We start from the raw sequence: 18,402 nt of genomic DNA on the forward strand, positions 1-18,402 counted from the left end.
GGGGGGAGAGCTCATGAATAATATACAACAAATATTTCCGGAAATTAAGTTGAATGAGAAAGATTCATTTATAAAGCAGAACCTGCAAATTCAAACATATGGTAGAAGAATAAAAAAAGATCAAACAGTACCAGAATACCTGCTAGAATTTTTATTAATGTTTATAGGGGAACAAAATGGGGAAAGTGGATTTGATAAGTTTGATTATGATGACAATAAATTTTTAGGATACAAAGTTAATCCTCATATAGGTTTAAAAAGATTTATATTTTTTGAAAATAGTAAACTAGATAATAGGTTTGATGTGGACAAAGATGCTTATGAAAAACTAAGAAGCGAGTTGAAAAAAAGTATAAAAACTAAAAATTATCATCAAGATGATATTTTAGACATAATACAAGAATTATTTTACGGTTTTTCGGCAGTTACTAAAAATAGAGGTTGGTTTGCTCAATCTATGATGCCAATATGCAAAGAAACTATTTTTCCAGAAGCAATGGGGAAAAAATCACAAAGAGAAAATTTAAATTTCACACAATCAGAGGAAGAAAATAAAAACAAATTTAGTTTAAAAGTAGACAGAGGAATAGATAGTGGATTTGAATTTAAAGAACATAACTTTATGGCAAGAGGAGGGGAAGTATATTATTTGCATTTAATGCAGGGCTTAAAAGATAATGAAAAGCTAAAAAATAATATACAAAATAATATAAACAGGTTAATAAACTCTTATCCTCAAATGTCTGTAATATCAAGTTGGATTAACAGTAAATGGTATGATACTTTGAAAAGTCATATAGATAGCAATAAAGACATTGAATTAGAGTTACAAGAGGAAATTGATTCTAAATGGATAACAAAACGATATGAAAGAAGAAGTAGATATACAGTAGAAGAATTAAATAATTTATTAATAAGTGAAACTTCAGAATTTGAAAAAATAGATTTACTTAATACGGCTATAGTAGTACAAGTATTAAGAATGATGGTAGAATCATCTAAATGTATAGTAGATGAAGTAGAAGAATGTAATCCAATGTGGTTAATTCATGTGCCTTCTACATCAGCTACAGATAATAAAATTAAGAAATTAGCTGTTGAGGAATATAAAAATATTGAAGATTGTATGGAATTATCTATTTCAAAGGTACTATTAAAGAATAAAGAAGTTGGAAATGTAGATATAGGAATGGGAAGAGATAAAAAACAAAAATCAGATTTATCTAAATTGAAAAAAGCAAATGAAGATTCATTTAAGTTATTAAGAAAAATAGGTAAGGATACTGGATTAGTAATACCTTTGAGAGGCGAAAATATGAGGTTTGCTATGAATGACTCGATAATAAGATTTTTAGTATTATCACTAGTTGAGCCCGAAACAAAAATAACACTAAAAAGATTTTTGAAAAAGTTATATGAACATTTTGGTATTGTAATAGGAGCGGAAGAGTATTACCAATATATAAATGATAATAACTTAAGTAATGTTAAAGATGTCTCATTCTTAAATTATAATTTAATAGAGTTCCAAAATCTATTAAGAAAAAATGGATTTTTAAGAGAGCTTTCAGATGCAATGTCGATAGTTGAAAATCCTTATAAAAAAGTGGAGGAATTAGTAGATGCAGTCGTATGTTCAAGTAATTAGGGGATTAATTGAAAAAGAGATAAACAGAAATGATAACTTTACACTTATTAAAATAGAAAATATGGTTACGCCACAAATATATTTAGAGCTATGTGAATACTTTAGCGTTAAATTTAATGAATGTAATACTAGATTTATAGGTAAATTATCTGATGAAAAGTATAAGTATTGGGAAACTAATGCTAACTATATATCAGTTTTAGAAAAAATGAAAAAGAATGATTATATTTCTAAGGATGAAAGACTTACTAAATGGAGAAATTTAAATTTCAGCACAAATAACTTACAAGATAATCATACAGTAATATTTTTAATGGGAACAGAGGCAGTAGAAGATCAAGGTGGATTGGAAGATTTTTATACAATTAACCCGGAAGTGGTAGAATCATTTGTTAAGGATAACTATACTCAATTATTTAAACTTGCATCTATAAAGTTAGATGAAGAAGATTCAAAAATAATTAATAATATATATAAAAATATATTTAAAATAGTTCAAAAAGATTTATTAAAGTTAAGCAACTTTATTGATGATTTATCAAAAAACATTAAATTTTTAGACTTGGTGAATGAAATATTTGAAAACTTATATTCATGGTGGAGTATACCTAATATACAGGGAATTTTAAGTAAGTTGGATATTATCAAAGAAAATAAAAAAATAGACATTCTAGAAAAAGCATATAAATTTGCTCTTAGGACTTCAGTTACAAAATTTCAAACTGACAAAAAATTAAATAAATTAGAAGATGATGCTGAAAATTACTATAATCTTAATAGATATGAAATAGAAAATGAATTTAATTTAAGATTTCCAGGATATAATTCCTATGAAGATGTTATTGAAGATCTAAAAAAATATATACAAGGAATAGAATTAAATTTAGTAAAAGATAAGTTGTTACAATGTGATTTTAATACTTTGAATGATATTATGAATTCGAAAGTAGGTAAAACTACAGTGAATCCTAGTACACCTAAGATATATGGAGATCCATTTAGAGCACTGTTTTTACCTATACTGATAGAATTAGGTAGCTTAAGTGAAGAACAAAGACTTAATATAGATAAATTTAAAATAAATGTTAATAAAATAAGATTAGCTAATACAAAAACAGATAGTGCTGAAAAGGATGAACTAAAAACTAAGTGGAAATCAATGTGTAGATTTTTAGGAGATATAGAAAACTTAATAAATAGATTTAATAGTGATGTATCAGCTGAAATTTACTCTTTTAATATAGATGGAGATAAAATATATGCTTTTGATTTGAAAAATACAAAAGAGTTAATTAATTCAGGTATACTAAAAAGTTCAAAACCTGGTGAACAAAAATCTAAAATCTCAATGGAATATACATTATGTTCAGAAGAGGTGGGAGATGTAATTCATAAATTTGAATACGAATGGAATATACTAGAAACTGATTTATGGATATATACACTTAATTTCTTATATGGTTCTTTTGAAAAACTAGTACAACAAGAAAGCTTTTTACCAATAGGAGTTGCACATAAGTTAAACTCAGCGTTTGAAGTTAAAAATGAAGCTGAATTTATTTATTCCATAAAAGACTTAGAGATAAATTATAAGAATATACTTGAAGAATACAAAAAACTATCAACTACAGAGTCCTATATAATGGTAGAACAAGTTGGTAAAAAATTTAATAAATTAATGAATAAGATTTATACAAATGGTCTGTTTAGTACAATCTTTAACGAGAACCAACAGGAACTTTTAGCAGGTGAATTTATAATGGCATATAATAAGGCTATGCCAAGCATTATAAATGATTTAAGTTCTCATAAAAATAATGATTTTGCTAATACATTTTCTAAATCATTTATGATTCATAATAATGATCAAATTTACTCTAATACAATAATTGGGGCAATGATGCCTATGTATCATCCTGTAATGTTAGAGAAGGTTACTACTAGATATTCTTACTTAGCAAATGGATTTGCAGAAATGTATAGTGATATTTGTAATTCGTCAAAATGTATAAATAAGAGATTAGTAACAAATAAATTTGACCGTTATGATCAACTATCAACAATAACATCAGGTGCAAGTATGATGGTTGGGAATGCAAATAAATATGTCGATTGTAAATCGACTTATGGGTTTTACTCGTTGTATGGAGAATCAACTGAAAATTATAGAAGCTCAACGGTTAAAGTAGATTTTGAAGTTGAAGAAGATTCTTCAGAAATTATTCAAAGTAATCCGATTTCATCATACATATCAAAAACTATAGGGGATTATTTAAACACATATCCTTCTAAAATAGATGGTATAACTGTAGGGTTTATTAACTGTAATGACTATAAAATAATAATTACAGGGTTACATGATGTAATTTCAAAGTTAGAAAAATATAATCATAAGTGTAAAATTAATTTATTTATATATAGTGAAGATTATACATGTTCAGGTAAGAACTATATTAAGTTTTGGCTTGAAAATAAGTTTACAGAAGATGATAGAGTTGATGTGAAAGTATATCTAAAGTATTTAGATGTATCTAATATAACTAATGTTAATGATTATTTAAGTGATAATATTGTAGATTTAGATTTAATGTTTGTAAGTGATATTTTAAATTTAAAAGAAATATGTCCTGACCCTATAAATAATGCAGATATTAAGAGAACGCTAGAAAATAGATACCCATCGGTATATTTACCAATACCTTGTAATGAAGAAAGAGAAAGAAAAGTTTGCATAAGTCAAAATCAGTTTGAATGTGAAATGAACTTTGCTCAGCTTATTACTTATGTCCAGACATCAATAGCTAAAGATGCAAGTTATAGAGTAGTTAAAAAAGTAGAATTAACTAATAAAATAGAAGAATTGATAGAAGTATTACATGAAAAATCTAATTGGGTAGTTATGCTTGATGAAAATATAGATACCCAAATATTATCCCTTCGAAATAATAAAATAATTGGATTTACAACAGGTAATGGTTACTTTGGAGAAATGAATACTGCTATATCAACAAATAAAAGTCATCTTGATGATTTAAAGAATTTTTTAAAAAAAAGGTTAAGACTTAAATTTAATAACTGGACAGTTAGTGAGATAAATGAAGTAGCAGAAAATTGTATTTCAAATGCAAGATATTTGGATGGTAGCGAAATTTTAAAAGCAATCAATCCAAACGATGAATCTATAAATAACTTCTTAGCATACTTATTGACATCTAATTTTGAGAATATATTTAACGACTCTTATAATGAAAATTATTATATAAGAAAAATAATTAGTTTAGATTCACATAGCCATTTATTTGATAATCAATTAGATTTAGATAAAAATAAAAATGGAAGTTTAAGACCAGATTTCATACTGGTAGAAATTCCTAAAAAATCAAATTCTTATCAAAGTAATGAGTTAAATATAAATATTAAGATAATTGAATGTAAATTAGCTAATGAAAATCTAAGTCATGTTAATAAGGCAAAAGATCAAGTTATAGAGGGATATGAGAGACTTAATAAAATATGGAGTAGAGACAGTGAATCAGTAGATAAGAGATTCTGGTTTAATCAATTATATAGAATCTTAGCTTACAATAATAAGATTACAAATGATGATGATTTAAAACTTATTGTAGATAACTTAGACTTAATAAATGAAGGAAACTTTAATATACATTATGAAAATAATGTGTATACTTACTGGTTAGATACGGAAACTGAGAACTTGTATGATGAAGAATTTTGTAATGAAGATGAATATCATATATGCATCAAGAGTTTTGGTAAAAGCTCTGTGAAAAAAATGTTAGTACCTAGCTTAAGTTCGGAAGAATGTGTATCCAAAGAAGGTAATAACGCAGAATTAGAAAAAGATAATAAAATATTTGATGGTAGTAAGACAGAAATAAATAAAGAACATACAAATAATAAAGTTGAGAAAACTAATCACTTAGAGCCTGGGGAAAATATACAATTAAAAGAACCAAAACCAGGACCAGGACAAGAACCAGAATACATAGGTAACAAAAATAATCACAATAAAAATGGATTATTAATAAATCCACAAATAATTGATTTACTTGAAAAATCAGATAAGAAATCAACAGAGGAAGAAGAAAAAAGTATTAAAATCAAAATTAGTGAATTAAAAAATAGATTAGAAGTAAAAAAAATAAAAATAATGCCACATGATTATATTATAGGACCTGATATAGTTAGAATAAGAGTAACTTTAGGAATGGGTGTTGATTTTAATCAAATTGAAAAATATGCAGAAGATATGAAGTTATGGTTAGGAATAAATGAAAAGCCTTTTATATTTATAGCTGATGGATATGTAAACATAGACATAGTAAGATCCCAAAGACAAATGATAAGAATGGGTGATATATTAGAGAAAGTTAACAGAATAAGCAGTGAGTATGAGGAATATAGTGACAAGTTTTATGTTACATTAGGAGAGGATATATTAGGTAACCCAAATGTGATAGACATGAGTGATTCAAATACACCTCATTTACTTATAGCTGGGCAAACAGGTAGTGGTAAGAGTGTACTTTTAAACTCAATGCTAGCTTCTATTATGTCTATATATACTCCTGATCAAGTTGAGATGATCTTAGTGGATCCAAAACAAGTTGAGTTAACATTGTTTGAAGAAAGCCCTTATACAAAAAACAATCACATAGCTACAGAATCTAGTGAAGCTGTACAGTTACTGCAGGATCTTGTTGATGAAATGGAGAGAAGATACAAATTATTTAGACAAAATAAAGTTAAAAATATAGCGGATTACAATAAAAAAAATCCAGAGATTAAAGAAAAAAGAATCTTAATGGTGTTTGATGAATATGGAGCTATGATTGAAGAAAGTAAGGAAGTAAGAGATAAACTAGAACATGCAATTAAACAATTATCTCAAAAAGCAAGAGCAGCAGGAATTCATATGATTATATGTACTCAAACTCCTAGAGCAGACATCATAACTACTACAATAAGGAATAATTTAACTGCAAGAATCGCTCTTAGAGTAGCTGATTCTACAGCTTCAAGTTTAATTATTGACACAAAAGGTGCTGAGTCATTACTGGGTAAGGGAGACATGTTAGTTAAAACAGCAGAATCCTCTGCATTGATAAGAACAAAATCACCTTTTATTGATGAATTTGAAGTTCAAGATATAATTGACTATATAAATTGTTAAGTAAAACAATAAAAAACAATACCCCCTTTGTTTACATAACAAGGGGGGTATTAAAAAGATAGGTGGAGATAAATATATGGATAAAAAACAAAGTACTAATCTAAATTTTCATGCATCTTTTTGTCCTGATTTTGAATATATAGCGAAAATAATTCAAATAGCTGACCAATATGAAGGTTTAACTAAAGAAGAAATATCGGAGATTACTGGAATACCAACAGGTACTAGCAGTGGGAAAGTTGAGCCACACATACATTATGCAAAGTTTATGAATGTAATAGATGTTGAAAAGGAAAGTGCAAGATACAAAATTAAATCTACTAATTTAGGAAGAACAATATTAAGTGAAGATCCTTATTTTTTAGAGGATATTAGCAAGCTTATTTGCAATTATTTTTTAACGTCTAAGTCTTGTGGAGCAATAATGTGGAATAAGATAATTCGAGAAATTCCTGAAAGATATGGAAATGAGATAAAAGAAAGTTTAATTACAAAAGATTTGTATGAAGAATTTGGAATACAGATAAAACTGACAGCTTTTAGAAGTTGTTATAATAGTGAAAAATCTATGGCAACTTTAAAATTTGCTAATATAGAAGAACAACAAGAAGATAATATTATAAAGCTTAATAAAAATATTTATAATGATGAAAATATATATGTTTATGCATATACATTGATAAGTGAATTAGAAAAATTAGATAACACAAGAAAAGAATTTACTATAAACGAAGTATTACAAGATATTTCTTGGGGAAAAGGATTCATATGGGATGAGGAAGTGTCTATATTGGTACTAGAAAAACTAAATGATTTGAGCATAATAAATCTAAATAGACAATTAAATCCAATAACAATAATAATAAATAAAAACAGTGAAGATATAATTGATAGTATATATTCGTTGTTAATATAATCCTTAGTGGGGAGAGTAGGTAAAATGGCAAAGATTAAAGATATTCTATCTCTAAAAAAAGATGTGGTTTTTGGTGGAGCAGTTCAAACAGATTGGTATTATAGTGAAGAAAAATCAGATATTATATCTGAAAACTTCATATTTCATGGACCTAATTTTTTTGGAGTAACAGAAGATGATGTAGAATTTAAATCTCATAAGTTGATGGATACATGTAGTTATGCAGAAATGATTTCAAATAGATTGTATGATGAAGAAGGAAATCCTATATTACTAACAATTGCTGGATATGGTACTGGTAAGTCACATTTAGCAGTAACTTTAGGAAAACTATTTTCTAGCAATCAAGATGGTATAGCGTATAATAAAATATTAAGAAATATAAGCTCAGCAGATATTAATATAGCAAATAGTATAAAATCTAAAACGACTAAGCCTAATTTAGTAATAGTATTAAATGGGATGAAAGATTTTAATTTGAACTACGAAATACTTAGTACAGCTAAGAGAGTATTAAAACGTTATGGATATGGTGAAGAAATGTTCTCTGAATATACTAAAGCATATAACATTGCTCAATTATTTGTAGAGCGTAACTTTGATAATTTTGAAAGTGAGTTTAAAGAAGAGTCAAAGAAATTAAATATAAATGTACTTAATTTGAAAAATTACTTACTTGAAAATATATATAAGGACGAAGTATTTGACTGTATAAATGAAGTATACAACTATGTTACAGGAAGTTATATAAGATGGGATGAAGGTGTATCTTCAGCAGATGTCTTAGGTAAACTTGTTGATAAAATGTGTGGAGATAATGCCCCATTTAATAAAGTATTAATACTATTTGATGAGTTTGGTAGATATATAGAATATGCTTCAGACTATCCAAATAGAGCAGGTGACTCAGCTTTACAACAAATATTTGAAGTAGTTCAGGATAGCAATAATAATATAGTATTTGTAGGATTTATACAATCAGATTTAAAGACATATTTATCTAGAGTTAATAAAACATCTAATATAAGTAGATATATAGGTAGGTACGAGGCTGGAGAAAAGATATACTTGTCATCTAATTTAGAAACAATATTTGCAAATTTAATAAAGGTAAAAGATAATCATTTGCATGATAAATATATATTAAATAGTTTTAATAAAGAAAAAAATTTGCAAGAAAATAAATTATTGTTTGAAAATTTATCTCAATGGTTACCGTCATCAAAATCAAGAGGCGTATGGAATAATTGGGAGAAATTTGACGGTGTTATCTTGAAAGGAATATATCCATTTAGTCCACTTAGTACTTGGATGCTTAATTATCTATCTGATTGGTATCAACAAAGATCAGCAATAAACTTTTTATTGGGAACTTTTGAACTTGTTGAAAATAAGGAATTAACGGAATTAGGTGAACTACCAAAAGTTATGCCAATTGAGATAATAAAGAGTGAATTCTTTAAAGAGTTATTATTAGCTGAAAATGAAGGAAGGCAAAAAAGTGAAAACTGCACTCTTTATGACAAGATATATATAAGATATAGTGAAAAATTATCAAAATTAGAAATTGATGTTCTAGCAGGGATATTAATACTTAAATTAGGAAAGTTCAAAACAGTTAACAGAGAAGACGTATTAGTAGCATTAAAATATGTAACAGGAATAAAAATTGATATTATTGAATCTGCATTACAAGAATTAGAACGTAGTTATGGTGTAATAGAATATGATGAAAAAAATAATACGTTTGACTTTATAGAAGATGCAACTGGTATAAATGATTTTAAAAGGTTTACAAAGAAGAAAAAATTATCAATAAATAATCCTGATGTAGAAATACTTCTTAACAATGATATAAAGGAGAAACTTAGTCTAAACTCTAATTTTCAAACTGATTTTGGTCAAAAGAATAATATAAAAACTAATGAGTGGCTATATGAGCAAGATATAGTTACAGCTAAAAGAATTGATAAGGTATTTGTAGATAACCTAATAAAAGATATACAAAACTCAACTTCACCAGATAAACCTAAAGGAAGGTTAATCTATATATATAATAATCCTAGTTATGGTTTAGATAGCACTAATAAATTAAGAGAACTATATTCTAGTTTTAAATTAAACAACTATCCTATAGTATGGGTTTTATTAGATGATGTAGATAATCAATTCTTTGACCTGTTAGTAGATATGAGTATAATACCTAAATTTACAGAAGAAGAAAAAATAAAATTTTCAAAATTTATAAATCCATTCATAAATAAAACAGAGGAAGGATTAAAGAATTCTTTTGAAACTATGATAAAAGGGAGAATGATAATAGGCCATTCTGGAGTAGAAAAATCATTAATGAGATTAAAACAACTATGTGGGAATAAATTTAATACACTTTACAATAAGGTTATTTCATTTCCATTTGATGGATTTGATAAAAAAAGTGTTGCGTCAGCAAAAAAAATACACGCAACATTATCAAAAGGCATATTATCAAATCAATTAAATTATCAATGGATCCAAATACAAAATAAAGAGGTACAGAATAGACTATCTATAGTTTTACAAAATAAATTACTTGGATGGGGAGTACTAGATAATGATTATCAAATAACTATACCACAAAATATTAAGCTAAAAAGCCTATTTGACGAGATAGACAGTTATTTAGAAGTTAACGATAGTGTAAGGTTATATGATTTATATTTAAAATATGTACAAGCACCTTATGGATTAAATGACTATTCATTCTCATTGGCTATAGCGGTATATATTATATTTAAAAGTATAGAGATTAAAGTGTTCCAAGATGGAAAAGCTATAAAAACTATAGATTGGGCATCTAATTTCTATAAGGAAAAAACACTTGATTTCAAATATTTAAGAAATACAAAAATAGAAAAAATTGACTTAGATCAGTATTTATTAAGATACCAATTAATATGTGAAAAGATACAAAAGAATGTAGATATAAGTAACTGTATTGTCCTTAAAAAAGAATTAGAGGCATTATTATCAGAGGAAGAGCCACCAGAGCTATTTGAGGCAAAGGTTGAAGCTTGTAGAAGAATAGTTAACCAAGGAGAACAAGTTTACAACAAAGTTGAAAGAGAAATAGCAAAAATGAAAGGTAGCATAGAAAGAGGAATAGAGGAGCTAGACTTTAAATATATAACTCCTATAATATTAGAATGTGAAGAAAAATCTAATATTATAGAAGAGGGACTACCTTATAAATATAATCAAAAGCAAATGGATACATTTGATAAATTAGCAGCTAAAGGAAGAGAATTTATAGAATTTAGATATGAAAAATTCTTATCAACAGCTAAATGTAGAAGTGTCGGACAAATGACAAAATATGAAGGATGGATGAATAACCTAAGAAAAGATTTAGATAAATTAGGATATTTAGAACTGGCTAGAAAAACTAGAACAAATCTAGAGGAAGAGTTAGAAAGTTTAAAACTAATAGCTAAGAGACAGTCAATGGAAGAGGATATTAAAAAGTTTCTAGGTACAATAAAGCCAGGTGAGTATACTTCTCAAGAACAATTACTAGCATGGGATAAAGAAGGTAAACAATATATTAATACCATAAATGATAATAATTATATAGTTAGAGGAGATAAAGAATCTTTTGTAGTTGCTATAAATATAAAGTTAGAAGAAATTAAAAAATACATTAATAAAATTCAAGATAGTATTATGGATATTATAGATAGATCATTGGAATTAAAAAATATAAGGGACGCGAATAACCTTCTAGTCGATATAAAAACTCTTTTAGAAAAAAAATTAAGAGAAACTGACAGAGCTGATATTGAATGTACAGGTGAAGTCATACAAAATATTTTAAATGATATAAAAGATATAGAAATGATATCAAGCCTTAATGAAAGAATAAAGGACGCAGAATTATTAAAAGATAAATATATTGAATATGAGGAAGATCAGATATTGAGTGTTATAGATATAATAAATGGTTATATAAAAGATATTCAAGAAAAAATTGAAAAACTTAATAAAAAATGGAAAGATATGCATTTGAGCTTTGATCAACGTGAAATTGAAAATTGGACTTCTGAAAAGTGTTTCTCATGGATCAAAGAGACTAGAGGTATTCCAGAGTATCTTACTGAAAAAACAATAAGTTTATATCATGAATTTAAATTAGAAATTGAAGATAGAGTAAACAACTTACAAATAGAGAGCATTGTTAGCATATTTACAGATCTTTCAGAAGATAAAAAAGCTGAATGTTTAAGATTATTAAATGGGTTTATATATGAAAATAAATAGTATTAAAAACTAAAAATCACAATATATTGGGGGATATATGGAATATACAAAAGCAACTATTAAAGATTTAATAATGAAGAGCCAAGAAAATGAACTTTTACTTCCTAACTTTCAAAGGGAATATGTATGGGAAAGGCCAGACAATCAAAAAGAATTACTAGTATCAATTTTATATGATATACCTGTAGGTAGTTTATTGATACTAAATGGGGAAAGCGGATATTTTGCAACAAAGGAATTATGTGTTAGGCAACCATTTGAAGAGAGAAAAAGAGATTCCACATTATATTTATTGGATGGACAACAAAGGTTATCAACAATTAAAAGTATGTTTATAGATTTTTTTGACAAGCCTGATGCATGGGAAAGCACATTTAATAGTTTATACCCTAAATTACGAACTAGATGGTTTCTAAGGATTATACCAAAAGAAAATGAGTCAGATATATTTGGATGGAAAAAACTAAAGTTTGATAGTTTACAGTTATTGAATTATACACCTAGTGAAATATCTAATTTTGTTGAATATAAAGTATTAAATAAAAATGATTATGATAAATGGTATCATCCAGAATATAAAAAAGATCAATGGTATGAAAATAACGATGTAAAAGTAAGTGCAAGAAAAAATATTATTAGTAATCAAGCAGCAATGGATGGAAAAGTAGCTTTGTATTCTATTATTATGAAAACTGGTGAAAAAGAAAGCTCTACATTACATTATAAAACATTAACAAAAATTGCTGATGCTAGAATAGCTGAGCTAATGAGTGAAGTTGAGGATAAAAAACTAGATATTAGAGATGTAATACCAGATTATAGTGATGATGAAGAAATAAGTGAATTATGGAATAGTTTAAAGATTGATTGGATAACTGACATTATAAAGTTCTTAAATAAAATAAATGAAAAAGAAATACCAATAATTCAATTGGTAAAAGAAGAAATGAGTAGAGCTATTTATACATTTGAGAGAGTTAATAAAGGTGGAACAGCTTTATCAACATATGATTTAGTAGTAGCTAAAGCTGCTCATAATCAAGGTTTAGAATCATTAACTGATAGAATATTAAAAAAGATAAATAAGGAAATGTATATTCCAAATTCTATAACAAATGGACTATATAGTATAAATAGTAATAAATGGACTGCTAAAAATATGGAATTAAACAAAGATAATGAGTTATGCAATTTTACTAAAAATCAATATCTAAATTTATTATCAATATTTTCATATTTTGAATATGAAAATGGTATTGATCAAATAACCTTAGAATATATTAAGAAAAATAAAATTTTAGATATTAATTATGAAAAAATTAATACAAATACAAACATTACAATAGAATCGTTATTAAGAGCATGTGCATTGTTACAGTATAGATGTGGTATTATAAAAGAATCGAAACTACCATATGAGTTAATGATTTTACCAATCGCATACATATTGCGTAATGATGAATATTGGAATGATCATAGAGTTATTAATAAAATAGAATATTGGTATTGGAGTTCTCTATTTGGAGGATCATATAGAGCAAATCAAAACGAACAATGCATTGAGGATATAAAACAACTTCATACATTTATAACAACTGATAAAAATCCATTTAAAAACAGAGAGAAAAATGTATTAAATGCCGGGGAATATTCCGATTTGAATACTTTAATATATAAGAGTTTAAGCTGTAAGATTCCTAATGCAATGTATGATGGAATTCTACAGTATATATTAAGTAAACAACCAAAAGACTTTTTAGAAGAATCATTAATTTTAAATGCATGGGATATAGCTGCAGGTAAAACTTATAAATCTCAGAATAAAAACAAAGAGATTAAATTAGAAGTACAGGATCATCATATATGTCCATTAGGCGGGGCTACAAAAATAGGTCAATCATCGAAGGATATTAGATCAAAACAAGGTTTTATATTAAATTCGCCACTGAATAGAACATTAATTACAAATATATCAAATAATATAATAAGTGATAAAAATGAAAGTGAATATTTTAAATATGTAGGACAGTTATCTATATATGGTCATTGTATACCTTCACCAATTCATATTAATTATAATAAAAAAGAAGATGAGTCTGATGAACAGTATTATGAAAGAGTGGTTACAAGTAGATATAATGAAATACTACGAGATATGAAACAGGAACTGAATAATTTAAAATATGTTTAATATTAAATTAATAAGGCAACGGTAAGATTTATATTTATTGTTGCCTTATTAATTTTATTAAAATACTATATTTAATAAAAGGTGGGATTGAATAATGAAAGGAACTATATGGAATAATGGTAAATATTACGAAACGGGTGCTGGATACGGTATAAAAATTGATGAAAGAGATAGAGATAAATACATAAAAAAAGAATGGACATATTTACAGATACTTCTTGAAGGAGAAGAGAATTTTATTGAAGTTAATATTAATAAAAGATCTTTTTGGGGTGGATGCAGTGAAATAATTAATAAAGAAATAGGAAAATGGTTAATTAAAAATAATAAAGGTAGATGGGGAAAAAATAACCCACCAAAAGTGAAACTAATACTTTTGGAAGAAAATAAATTTAGGATAGAATTTATTTAAGTATAGTACAAAAAATTAATTAATAATGAAAGAGATTAGGAAAAATGAAAGTAACTAAGGAAGAAGCAGAATTAAAAGCCAGAAAATGTAGCAATAATATAGAATTTATTGAATGGAACGGCCCATCTAATCCAGCAAAAGCAAAATGCTTAGATTGTGGTGCAATATTCGAATATGAAGTTGGAGGGAAAATATATAGTCAAAAACTAGATGGAAGAACGGTTAAAAGTTGTACATGCAGACATATAAAAAATAAAGGTAGTAATACTATGAAATTAGATCAAGATATAAAATTTATAATGAAATATATAGAAAACTATATAGCTTCTTGTGGTTATATCTATTCAAGCGAACTAATTTCTAACTTTTATCTATCCCTAAAAACAAAACCTTTCGTAATACTAGCAGGAATAAGTGGTACAGGAAAATCAAAAATAGTAAGACTCTTTGCTCAGGCTCTAGGAGCGACAGTGGAAAACAACCAATACAACATGATAAGCGTACGACCTGACTGGAACGACAGTACAGAATTAATAGGCTACAAAAACCTAGAAAGTAAGTTTATAAAAGGAAAGCTAACACAAATCATAGAAGAAGCCTCACAGCACTTGGACAAGCCTTACTTCATATGTCTAGATGAAATGAATCTGGCAAGGGTAGAGTACTATCTAAGCGACTACCTAAGTGTTATAGAGAGCAGAAGAAAAGAGGAAGACATTATAGTAACTGATAGCCTAATCTACGACTATGAGATAGAAGATGAAGATAGGTTAAAACTTCCAGAAAACCTTTATTTAATAGGAACTGTAAACATGGATGATACCACATTTCAATTTAGTAGAAAAGTCTTAGACAGAGCCAATACAATTGAGTTCTCAGATGTAAGCTTAGAAAGTTTATTTGAGAATGAAAGTGAGGAAGTTGAAGAAATATCTGAGATCTATAATGACTTTCTAAAATCTAATTACTTAAAAACTGTTGATATAGAGCCCCAATATAGGAATTATGCTAAAGAGATAAATAGAAAAATTATTGAGATTAATAATATTTTAAGTAAGTCTCAAAAGCAGTTTGCATACAGAGTAAGAGATGAAATTCTCTTCTATATGATAGAAAACAAAAAAGTAGATTTATTATCTGAAGATGTTGCTTTTGACTATCAAATCATGCAAAAAGTATTACCAGCTATAAATGGTAGTGAAAATTCAATAAAAGAGATTTTAATAAATCTATTCAACTTTATCTGTGAAAAAGAAATCTTAAATGATTCTGACATAGAGGAAGCAGAAAATTACCTACAGTCTGCTAATGTTAGATATAGAAAAAGTGCTGAGAAAATAGTATATATGCTAAAAGGATACAATTATGATGGATATGCAAGTTACTGGTATTAAAAATGATATTTTGCAAATAAACACGTCTGATTTTACAGTGTTTATTGATGGGAATAGCCAAAATAAAAAGTATAATGCTACCAACAACAATAAAAATATTAGTGGTCAAATTACTGTAAGTACTGATTTAGATAACTTAAAAGTTTACACAATAAATAGCTATAATGAACTGGAAGAAAATCAGAGTAATTTCATGATGCCAAGTTTTTTTGAAGATGGTATTTATAATCTATATTTAGAAAATAACACAAATGAGAAATTTGAAATTTATCATCATAGTAAGGAAATAAGAGAAAACATATCTTACAGAGGGAGAAATGCCTTTGGATCTTTTAAGTTTAATGGGGATATAGGTTATTCTACTTTTAATATAAGGAAAAACAATAAAGATGTGTTGTCTTTTACAATACAGGTATTTCCCACAAAGTTAGACTATATGAATGATTATAATGCCATACTAGAGGATATTAATAAAGAAGTTGAGTCCTTGGTATTTGATTATTTAGATAAGACTTTTTCAAAAGTTAATATTGTTGATGTTAAGAAGCAAACAGGTGTTGAATTTATAGCTATTCTTCATAATATCTATGATAATTTGGACAAGTCTATTAGAAGGATTGAGAAGCATCCAAAGCATAATGTAATTGAAGAGTTTCAGTTAAAGCATAGAAATAAAAGTAAGAGAATTGATGTAAAAGAAACTATTAAATATCTTAGAAAAAATAAGTCTCAAAATGTTATAGAAGTGAAAAAGAGAACTACTTTAGATATTTATGAAAATCAATATGTAAAATATATGATAAAAAGAATACTTATTAAAATTAGAGAAACTAAAAATACTATAGCTCACAAGTATAATAAAAATCATGTTTCTTATGAAATTTTATCAAAGTATGAAAATAAGTTAAACAATCACCTAAATGGATTTTTTAGAGATATTAGTGATATAAAAAATAAAGAATCTATGACACTAGTTTTCAAAATGGCTAGTGGTTATAAAGAAGTTTATTTTTATTATAATCTACTGTCAAAGGGACTGGATATTTATGAAGGCTTACATGAAATAAGTAATAAAAAATTATGGAATTTATATGAAATTTGGTGTTATTTAAAAATACATTCAATCATAAAAGAGCTAGGATATAAGCCTAAAAACTCTTCATTGATAGAAGTAAATTCCAATGGATTGACCTTATCTGTGGCACATAATAAACAGTCAAAGTTAATTTATGAAAATTTCTTGGGAAATAAACTAGAACTTTGGTACAATAAGGCATATTATGGACTCCCTACTACAAACCAAAGACCAGATACTGTTATCTGCATGAAAGGTGATAAAACAAAGGATAGAGTTTATATTTTTGATGCAAAATATAGGATTTTTGTAGACAATAATGGACAAATAGGCCCGATGGAAGATGATATAAATGTTATGCATAGATATAGAGATTCCATTGTCAGTGAAAATAAAAAAGAAGACTATTTTAAGTACAGTACATTTGGAGCCTATGTCATGTTTCCTTGTAGTGACGAAGAAAAGTTCAAAGAACATAAATTTTACAATAGTATTGAAAAAGTTAATATAGGAGCTATACCTATGCTTCCAGGATCAACGTCTCTTATGAAAAAGCAGATTGCAAAAATTATAGGAGAGTCTTATATTGAGGCGGTGAATAATAATCCTATCTTTGATGAAGAGGGAGATTATTATAAATTTAAAAATAAAAATGTGATGATTGTTAATGCTAAGGATCAGGAGCACTTAAATATATACAGGAAAAATCAATTTTATCACATTCCTAAGAAGACTTTATCTAATGTAAAAATAGGTGTTGAGTATCTTGCTTTTTATCAGTCGAGCAAGTTTGACCAAGGTAGTGGAATTTACTACTATGCCAAAATAAAAGATAGCTACACTTATGAAAGAGGTAATTGTGTTGAATTGAATTGTGATGAAGATAAGAAAAAAGATATTTATCTTAGATTTGACTTAGAAAAGTTTGAAAAAGTTGGACCTATTACAGGAGTAGAATATGGTGTTCTTAGTGTAAATTATACTACATTATATTTATTGAAAAATGCCAGTACAATACATGAACTTGGACTGAAGAGCAGAAGAGAAATTGAAGTTTATAAAATATTGAAAAGAATAAGTAAAAATAAATCTTTGACTTTGAAAAAGTTTAAAGAGGGTTTTTATTTAGAGCAAAACTTTATTAAAGTTTGTGATAATGGAGATATTAGATTAAACGACAGATTAGTTGAAGTAGAGCAGCTATAAACCGCATGTGCAAGGGTGTATCAAAAAAGATACCACCCTAAAATCATATTTTACAATACAAATAATAAGA

At 26.7% G+C, this 18,402-nt stretch carries 8 protein-coding genes; all 8 read left to right on the top strand.

Annotated elements, in window-relative coordinates:
• Positions 1–13 precede the first annotated feature (13 nt).
• Complete coding sequence (locus JW646_RS12350) at positions 14–1,648, top strand: hypothetical protein (protein WP_228415328.1); 1,635 nt, start codon at positions 14–16, stop codon at positions 1,646–1,648.
• Positions 1,623–6,842, top strand: a complete 5,220-nt coding sequence (locus JW646_RS12355; RefSeq protein WP_228415329.1) for a DNA translocase FtsK — start codon at positions 1,623–1,625, stop codon at positions 6,840–6,842. The genes JW646_RS12350 and JW646_RS12355 overlap by 26 nt, the downstream gene beginning before the upstream one ends.
• A 76-nt stretch (positions 6,843–6,918) precedes the next feature.
• Complete coding sequence (locus tag JW646_RS12360; RefSeq protein WP_228415330.1) at positions 6,919–7,758, top strand: hypothetical protein; 840 nt, start codon at positions 6,919–6,921, stop codon at positions 7,756–7,758.
• A gap of 24 nt (positions 7,759–7,782) precedes the next feature.
• The gene (locus JW646_RS12365) at positions 7,783–12,054 is read left to right on the top strand and encodes a hypothetical protein (protein WP_228415331.1); all 4,272 of its coding nucleotides are present in this window, start codon (positions 7,783–7,785) and stop codon (positions 12,052–12,054) included.
• A gap of 37 nt (positions 12,055–12,091) precedes the next feature.
• Positions 12,092–14,245, top strand: a complete 2,154-nt coding sequence (locus JW646_RS12370; RefSeq protein WP_228415332.1) for a DUF262 domain-containing protein — start codon at positions 12,092–12,094, stop codon at positions 14,243–14,245.
• A gap of 94 nt (positions 14,246–14,339) precedes the next feature.
• Positions 14,340–14,657, top strand: coding sequence for a hypothetical protein (locus tag JW646_RS12375; protein ID WP_228415333.1), 318 nt, complete (start codon positions 14,340–14,342; stop codon positions 14,655–14,657).
• 44 nt (positions 14,658–14,701) lie between these two features.
• Positions 14,702–16,051, top strand: coding sequence for an McrB family protein (locus JW646_RS12380; RefSeq protein WP_228415334.1), 1,350 nt, complete (start codon positions 14,702–14,704; stop codon positions 16,049–16,051).
• Positions 16,023–18,332, top strand: coding sequence for a DUF2357 domain-containing protein (locus JW646_RS12385; RefSeq protein ID WP_228415335.1), 2,310 nt, complete (start codon positions 16,023–16,025; stop codon positions 18,330–18,332). Before JW646_RS12380 ends, JW646_RS12385 begins: the two co-directional genes overlap by 29 nt.
• Positions 18,333–18,402 lie beyond the last annotated feature (70 nt).

It is taken from the genome of Terrisporobacter hibernicus, from assembly GCF_020809405.1.
GTDB classification, from domain to species: Bacteria; Bacillota; Clostridia; order Peptostreptococcales; family Peptostreptococcaceae; genus Terrisporobacter; species Terrisporobacter petrolearius.

Coding starts and splice junctions, on each gene's coding strand:
- JW646_RS12370 (WP_228415332.1), top strand. CDS start 12,092: ATGGAATATACAAAAGCAACTATTAAAGATTTAATAATGAAGAGCCAA.
- JW646_RS12385 (WP_228415335.1), top strand. CDS start 16,023: ATGATGGATATGCAAGTTACTGGTATTAAAAATGATATTTTGCAAATA.
- JW646_RS12375 (WP_228415333.1), top strand. CDS start 14,340: ATGAAAGGAACTATATGGAATAATGGTAAATATTACGAAACGGGTGCT.
- JW646_RS12380 (WP_228415334.1), top strand. CDS start 14,702: ATGAAAGTAACTAAGGAAGAAGCAGAATTAAAAGCCAGAAAATGTAGC.
- JW646_RS12355 (WP_228415329.1), top strand. CDS start 1,623: ATGCAGTCGTATGTTCAAGTAATTAGGGGATTAATTGAAAAAGAGATA.
- JW646_RS12365 (WP_228415331.1), top strand. CDS start 7,783: ATGGCAAAGATTAAAGATATTCTATCTCTAAAAAAAGATGTGGTTTTT.
- JW646_RS12360 (WP_228415330.1), top strand. CDS start 6,919: ATGGATAAAAAACAAAGTACTAATCTAAATTTTCATGCATCTTTTTGT.
- JW646_RS12350 (WP_228415328.1), top strand. CDS start 14: ATGAATAATATACAACAAATATTTCCGGAAATTAAGTTGAATGAGAAA.